Origin of the sequence: Mycobacterium sp. (assembly GCF_032159765.1) — a bacterium.
Lineage (GTDB): Bacteria > Actinomycetota > Actinomycetes > Mycobacteriales > Mycobacteriaceae > Mycobacterium.
This window is the reverse complement of sequence record NZ_JAVHWM010000055.1, coordinates 1-6,584: the sequence shown is the minus strand read 5'-3', so window position 1 is coordinate 6,584 and position 6,584 is coordinate 1. Positions and strand designations below refer to the sequence as shown.

The window sequence follows — 6,584 nt, the reverse complement described above, 5'->3', positions numbered from 1 at the left end:
TAGAACGTCGTGAGACAGTTCGGTCTCTATCCGCCGCGCGCGTCAGAAGCTTGAGGAAACCTGTCCCTAGTACGAGAGGACCGGGACGGACGAACCTCTGGTCTACCAGTTGTCCCACCAGGGGCACGGCTGGATAGCTACGTTCGGACAGGATAACCGCTGAAAGCATCTAAGCGGGAAACCCCCTCCAAGACCAGGCTTCTCACCCATCAAGTGGGATAAGGCCCCCCGCAGACCACGGGATCAATAGACCAGACCTACACACCCAGCAATGGGCACAGGGAACTGGCACTAACCGGCCGAAAACTTACCCACACCGCAACCACACCAACACAAACACAACGGCACAACCGTGCCCACACCCCACCACCAAAACACCAATTTCCAACAATGAAAACAAAATAAAGTTACGGCGAACACAGCGACAGGGAAACGCCCGGACCCATCCCGAACCCGGAAGCTAAGCCTGCCAGCGCCGATGATACTACCCAACCCGGGTGGAAAAGTAGGACACCGCCGAACACACATTAGAAAATGCCCCCGACCAAAAGTCGGGGGCATTTTCCATTTAACCGCGCAAATTACGCGCTCATTATCAATTCGATACCAAAGTATCCGAGAACCGGTCGTCGGCTATCCTCGGTTTGGACAAAGAGAAAGGCGCCAGTGGTCGACGACAGAGGGCGAGCCAAGCCGCCAAGCAAGACAGGTCACCGAGCGCCGAATTCATGGTCCGGGCCGGGTCGAGCGCGACCCCGCCAGCCGCAGGGCGCTCCGGAACCGGCCGCCAACGACAAGAGGCGCGACGAACCGGCACTGCCGGCGGAGATCGACGCGAAACAGCTGTCGCCCGAAATCCGCCGAGAACTCACCACATTGGACCGCGTCAACGCCGACATGGTCGCCAAGCACCTCGTCGCGGCAGGCGAACTTCTCGACGAAGACCCGGAGGCCGCCCTGGCGCATGCCCGGGCCGCGCGTGCCCGATCAGGCCGGATCGCCGCAGTGCGCGAGGCAGTCGGCATCGCCGCTTACCACTGCGGTGATTGGGCTCAGGCGCTGGCCGAACTGCGCGCGGCGCGGCGGATGGGCAGCAAGTCGGTTCTGCTGCCCCTGATCGCCGACTGCGAGCGCGGCGTCGGACGGTCCGAGCGTGCGATCGAGCTCGCCCGTGGTCCCGAGGCCGCAGAACTCACCGGCGACGACGCCGATGAGCTGCGCATCGTGCTGGCTGGCGCACGAGCCGATCTGGGGCAACTCGACCAAGCACTTGCGACGTTGTCGAGTCCGCCGATCGACCCCAAACGCACGGGACCGACGGCCGCACGGTTGTCCTACGCCTACGCCGACACGTTGCTCGCAATGGGCCGCAGCGAGGAGGCCGTGCAATGGTTTCTGCGGGCAGCCGCGGCCGACGTCGATGGCGTGACGGACGCCGAAGACCGAGTCGCCGATCTTGCGTGACATGACAACCCTTGCCGCTCAGCATGATTGCCTGCTGCTCGACCTTGACGGCACGCTGTTTCGCGGCGCCGAACCCACGGTCGGTGCGGTAGAAACGCTCGCCGGCGTCGACGCCGAGGTCCTGTACATCACCAACAACGCGTCACGAAGCGCCGCCGAAGTCGCCGATCACCTGCGCGAACTCGGGTTCACGGCCAAACCCGCCGATGTCGTCACCAGTGCGCAGACGGCCGCACGCCTGCTCGCGTCGCAACTCGCGCCTGGCGCGGCGGTGCTGATCGTCGGTACCGATGCGTTAGCTGCAGAGGTCGCGGCGGTCGGCCTGCGGCCCGTGCGGCAATGGTCCGACGAACCGGAAGCAGTGGTGCAAGGGCATTCACCGCACACGTGCTGGGCTGATCTCGCTGAGGCGGGGCTGGCTATCCGCGGCGGTGCGATGTGGGTCGCGGCCAACGTCGACGTCACCTTGCCGTCAGAGCGCGGGCTGCTGCCCGGCAACGGGTCGATGGTGGCAGCCTTGCGCGTCGCCACCGGCTCTGAACCAAAGGTGGCCGGGAAACCAGAACCCACTCTCTTCCGAGATGCACTGAGCCGCAGTCAGTTCCGCGCCCCACTCGTGGTCGGGGACCGACTCGACACCGACATAGCGGGCGCCCAGGCGGCCGCGCTCCCAAGTTTGATGGTGTTCACCGGTGTCAGCACCGCAGACGACGCGATATTCGCGTCGGCGCAGCAGCGTGCCACCTACATGGCGCACGACATGCGTGGCCTGCTCGATCCTCCCGAGCGGCTGCGGGTCACGCCGCAGCCGGGGTGGCGGGTAGCGGCCGGGCCGACGGAAATCACCGTGACCGCAACCGGACAGACGCAGGACGACGACGGGCTGGCCGTCGTGCGCGCAATCGCGGACGCGGTGTGGAGCGAAGAGCAGACGCCACGGCGCAGGCCACTCTCCGCGGGTGACGACGCGGCGCGGGATGCGTTGGAGCGCGCGGTCACAGCGGGAGCGCTCACATCGGATAGCGTTAGTACGCCATGACTACCGATCCTGATCACATTCGCGGTGAAGTCGCTCAATTGCTGGCCCCCCTGCCGGACCTGTCGTCACCCGATGTCGACGCTGTGGACATCGATGCCGTCGCCGCGCGCCTCGAGGAGGCACATGAGGCCCTAGTCCGTGCCCTGGAGTCGGTGGAGAAGGGCTGAGAAATCGTGGCCCGGCGCGCTCGCGTTGACGTCGAACTGGTGAGGCGCGGCCTGGCGCGTTCCCGCCAGCAGGCCGCGCAGCTCATCGACGCCGGACGTGTGCAGATCGACGGGATGCCCGCCGCGAAGGCTGCCACCGCTGTCGCTGTCACCTCCCAGCTGACGGTCGCAGCCGGGGAACGAAGCTGGGTGTCACGCGGCGCGCACAAGCTGATCGGCGCGCTTGATGCCTTCCAGCTCGACGTGGCCAACAAGCGATGCCTCGACGCCGGCGCGTCGACCGGAGGCTTCACCGAGGTCCTCCTCGACCGCGGAGCCCGGGAGGTCGTTGCTGCCGATGTCGGGTACGGCCAACTGGCGTGGTCTCTGCGCTCCGATCCGCGAGTGACGGTCCTGGAGCGCACGAATGTTCGTGATCTGAGCGCCGATGACATCGGCGGCCCCGTCGATGTGGTGGTGGCCGATCTGTCGTTCATCTCGCTCACGACGGTGTTGCCGGCGCTAATGTCCTGCGCGTCGGGGGACGCCGATATCGTTCCAATGGTGAAGCCGCAGTTCGAGGTCGGCAGGGAACAGGTCGGTGCCGGTGGTGTGGTGACGGACCCGCAGCTGCGTGCGGGCGCGGTGCTGGCCGTCGGCCAGCATGCGTCCGCCGCCGGGTGGCATCCAGTGGCCGTGGTGGCAAGCCCGTTGCCGGGACCGTCGGGCAACGTCGAGTACTTTCTGCATCTGCGTTCGCACACCGATCGAGCGCTGAGCGGAGACGCACTCGAATCCACCGTCGCGCGTGCGGTCGCCGAGGGGCCACAGTGAACGCGGAACGCACTGTGCTGCTTGTCGTCCATACCGGCCGCGACGAGTCAACCGACACCGCCCGGCGGGTGCAGAAAGTTCTGGGCGACAACGGAATCAGGCTGCGAGTGTTAGCCGCTGAAGCCGTCGACAGCGGTCGGCCGTATATCGATCCCCCCGCGATGAAGGCTCTCGGTGCGGATGTCGAGGTCGTCGAACCCGATCCGCAGGCGGCCGAAGGATGCGAGCTCGTGCTCGTCCTCGGCGGAGACGGTACGTTCCTGCGAGGCGCCGAGCTGGCGCGAAACGCGTCGATTCCGGTGCTTGGGGTCAACCTCGGACGTATCGGCTTCCTCGCGGAAGCTGAGGCTGAAGCGATCGACCAGGTTCTCGAGCACGTTGTTGCACGCAACTACCGTGTCGAAGATCGTATGACCCTTGATATTTCGGTTCACGTCGACGGTGAGGTCGTCGACCGTGGCTGGGCGATCAACGAGGCCAGCCTCGAGAAGGGCATTCATCTCGGGGTGCTCGGCGTAGTTCTCGAGATCGACGGACGGCCGGTGTCATCGTTCGGCTGCGACGGGGTGCTGGTGTCCACGCCCACCGGCTCGACGGCGTACACATTCTCCGCCGGAGGCCCGATCCTGTGGCCCGAGCTTGAGGCAATCCTGGTGGTGCCCAACAACGCTCATGCACTGTTCTCCCGGCCGATGGTGACCAGTCCGGCCGCGTCCATCGCGGTTGAGGTCGAAGCCGGCGGCAACGACGCCATGGTGGTGTGTGACGGGCGCCGGCAGATTCTGGTGCCTGCCGGGGGGCGTGTCGAAGTGACCCGCTGCGCTACGCCCGTGCGGTGGGTCCGGCTGGACAGCGCACCGTTCGCAGACCGTCTGGTCCATAAATTCAGGCTGCCCGTCACCGGTTGGCGGGGACCGACCACGGCGGACGGCTGAGTGCTCTCCGAGATCCGGATCGAGTCGTTGGGCGCGATCGGCTCTGCGGTCGCGGAGTTCGACCGTGGCCTCACGGTATTGACAGGCGAAACCGGCACGGGGAAAACGATGGTCGTGACCGGCCTGCATCTGCTTGGCGGTGCCCGAGCAGACCCGGCTCGCGTCCGCACCGGAGCAGACCGCGCGGTGGCCGAGGGCAGATTCAGCACCGCAGAAATCGCCGGGGCCTCGCAGATCGCTGAGATCCTCGACTCCTGCGGCGCCGACCGCGACGAGGACGGCAGCATCATCGCCAGCCGGTCGGTGACAAGCGACGGACGGTCGCGCGCTTATCTCGGCGGCCGAAGTGTGCCTGCGAAGTCGCTCAGCGCGTTCACCACGCAACTGCTGACGCTGCACGGGCAGAACGACCAACTCCGGTTGATGCGTCCAGACGAGCAGCGGGCGGCGCTCGATCGGTACAGCGGCGTGGCTGCGAAGGTCGACCGCTACCGCAAGCTGCGCAACGACTGGCTGCAGGCCCGCAGCGACCTCGCCGAACGGACCGAAAGGGCGCGCGAGCTCGCGCAGGAAGCCGACCGGCTCAAGTTCGCGATCGACGAGATATCGTCCGTCGACCCACTGCCTAGCGAGGACAACGCGATCGTCGCCGACATTCACCGGCTGTCGGAACTCGATGCCCTGCGCGAGGCGGCCCAGACGGCCCGGGCAGCCCTGACCGGCGCGTCAGAGGAAGCCGGCGATACGGAAGGAGCGGCGACCGCGCTCGTCGGGCAGGCGAAGTCGGCGCTTGAAGCCACCGACGACCACGCACTGCTGGCGCTCGCCGCACAACTGTCAGAGGCGCTGACCCTGATGACGGATGTCGGAAGCGAACTCACGTCGTTTCTCGACGAACTGCCAAGCGACGCAAATGCGTTGGAGTCAAAGCTGGCGCGGCAAGCGCAGCTGCGCACGCTCACGCGCAAATATGCGGCTGATGTCGACGGCGTGCTCGCCTGGGCGGAGCAGGCCCGCGAGCGACTGACCCAGGTCGACGTCTCCGAGGACGCGCTGGCCGCGTTGTCGCGCACCGTCGACGAGCTGGCGGCCAAGGCCGCCGCGGCGGCCGACGATCTCACCAAGGTACGTATCAAGGCTGCCAAGGCGCTGTCCAAAGCGGTCACCGCGGAACTTTCCGGCCTCGCGATGGCCGACGCCGAGTTCACGATCACGGTCGCACCGATGCTGGCCCGGCCGGACGACTCCGCGCCGCTTGTCGTGGCTGCCGGGGTGACCGCACATGCGGGGTCGTCGGGGACGGACGCGGTCGAGTTCGGCTTCGCCGCGCACAAGGGCGCCGGGGTGCTTCCGGTCAACAAGAGCGCCTCGGGCGGCGAACTGTCTCGCTTGATGCTGGCCCTGGAGGTCGTGCTGGCCGCCTCCGACCAGGGCACCACGATGGTGTTCGACGAGGTCGACGCGGGCGTGGGCGGGCGAGCGGCGGTGCAGATCGGCAGACGGTTGGCGCGGCTGGCCCGGACGCACCAGGTGATCGTCGTGACGCACCTACCGCAAGTGGCGGCCTACGCCGACGTCCATCTCGTGGTCGACACCGGCGGTCGCAACGGGACGAGCGTGGTCCGCAAACTCGACGACGACGGGCGCGTGGGCGAACTCGCGCGGATGCTCGCCGGTCTCGGCGAGTCCGACACCGCGCGCGCACATGCCCGCGAACTGCTGGACACCGCGTCGGGGGAGGCGCAGCACTAGCGCGAGCAGACGCAAACTCGCACACATTCGGTGCCGCGGGTGCGATTCTGTGTCTGCTCGCGGGGTTGCGTGTGTGACCTGACTTAGGACATTTTAGTGTCGTTGATGGTGGCGAGCGCCGCGCGGAGGTCGTCGGGTAGCGGGTCGGCGGCGGTGAGGATTTGTCGGCCGGCTTTGATCTGGACGGTGCGGTAGCGTCGAGCGGTGCGGACGAATTTCTTTATGCTCCAACCAGTTTGGGTCTCGATGTAGTGACTGACTGCCATCGCAGCGAACACGATCGTCAAGTGCGCTTCGATGGATTCGCGGGTGTGGTGGTAGATCGGGCGGGCCCGAAGGTCGTGCTTGGACATCCGGAAGGCCTTCTCGATGCGCCACAGCTGGTGGTAGGCGCCGATGACGAAGTCGGCGGGC

At 66.6% G+C, this 6,584-nt stretch carries 7 protein-coding genes and 2 rRNA genes; 8 read left to right on the top strand and 1 reads right to left on the bottom strand.

Features of this window, described 5'->3' with window-relative positions:
• From QOH60_RS05705 to recN, 8 genes are all read left to right on the top strand, one after another.
• Positions 1-315, top strand: a 23S ribosomal RNA gene (locus QOH60_RS05705); the annotation flags it as partial.
• A 93-nt stretch (positions 316-408) separates the two neighbouring features.
• Positions 409-522, top strand: a 5S ribosomal RNA gene (rrf, locus tag QOH60_RS05700).
• A 144-nt stretch (positions 523-666) separates the two neighbouring features.
• Positions 667-1,464: a tetratricopeptide repeat protein gene (locus tag QOH60_RS05695; protein WP_526418014.1), complete on the top strand. Its 798-nt coding sequence runs from the start codon at positions 667-669 to the stop codon at positions 1,462-1,464.
• Position 1,465: 1 nt separating this feature from the next.
• Positions 1,466-2,503: an HAD-IIA family hydrolase gene (locus QOH60_RS05690; RefSeq protein ID WP_526418012.1), complete on the top strand. Its 1,038-nt coding sequence runs from the start codon at positions 1,466-1,468 to the stop codon at positions 2,501-2,503.
• The gene (locus QOH60_RS05685; RefSeq protein ID WP_526418010.1) at positions 2,500-2,670 is read left to right on the top strand and encodes a hypothetical protein; all 171 of its coding nucleotides are present in this window, start codon (positions 2,500-2,502) and stop codon (positions 2,668-2,670) included. Before QOH60_RS05690 ends, QOH60_RS05685 begins: the two co-directional genes overlap by 4 nt.
• Before the next feature lie 6 nt (positions 2,671-2,676).
• Positions 2,677-3,483: a TlyA family RNA methyltransferase gene (locus tag QOH60_RS05680; protein ID WP_526418008.1), complete on the top strand. Its 807-nt coding sequence runs from the start codon at positions 2,677-2,679 to the stop codon at positions 3,481-3,483.
• On the top strand, positions 3,480-4,418 hold the full coding sequence (locus QOH60_RS05675) for an NAD kinase (RefSeq protein ID WP_526418006.1): 939 nt from the start codon (positions 3,480-3,482) through the stop codon (positions 4,416-4,418). The genes QOH60_RS05680 and QOH60_RS05675 overlap by 4 nt, the downstream gene beginning before the upstream one ends.
• Positions 4,419-6,170 (top strand): DNA repair protein RecN, encoded by a 1,752-nt coding sequence (gene recN, locus QOH60_RS05670; protein ID WP_526418004.1) that lies wholly within the window; start codon positions 4,419-4,421, stop codon positions 6,168-6,170.
• 83 nt (positions 6,171-6,253) lie between these two features.
• Here recN and QOH60_RS05665 read toward each other — a convergent pair.
• Positions 6,254-6,584 (bottom strand): IS1634 family transposase (locus QOH60_RS05665; protein ID WP_526418002.1); only part of this gene is annotated, 331 nt, incomplete at its 5' end.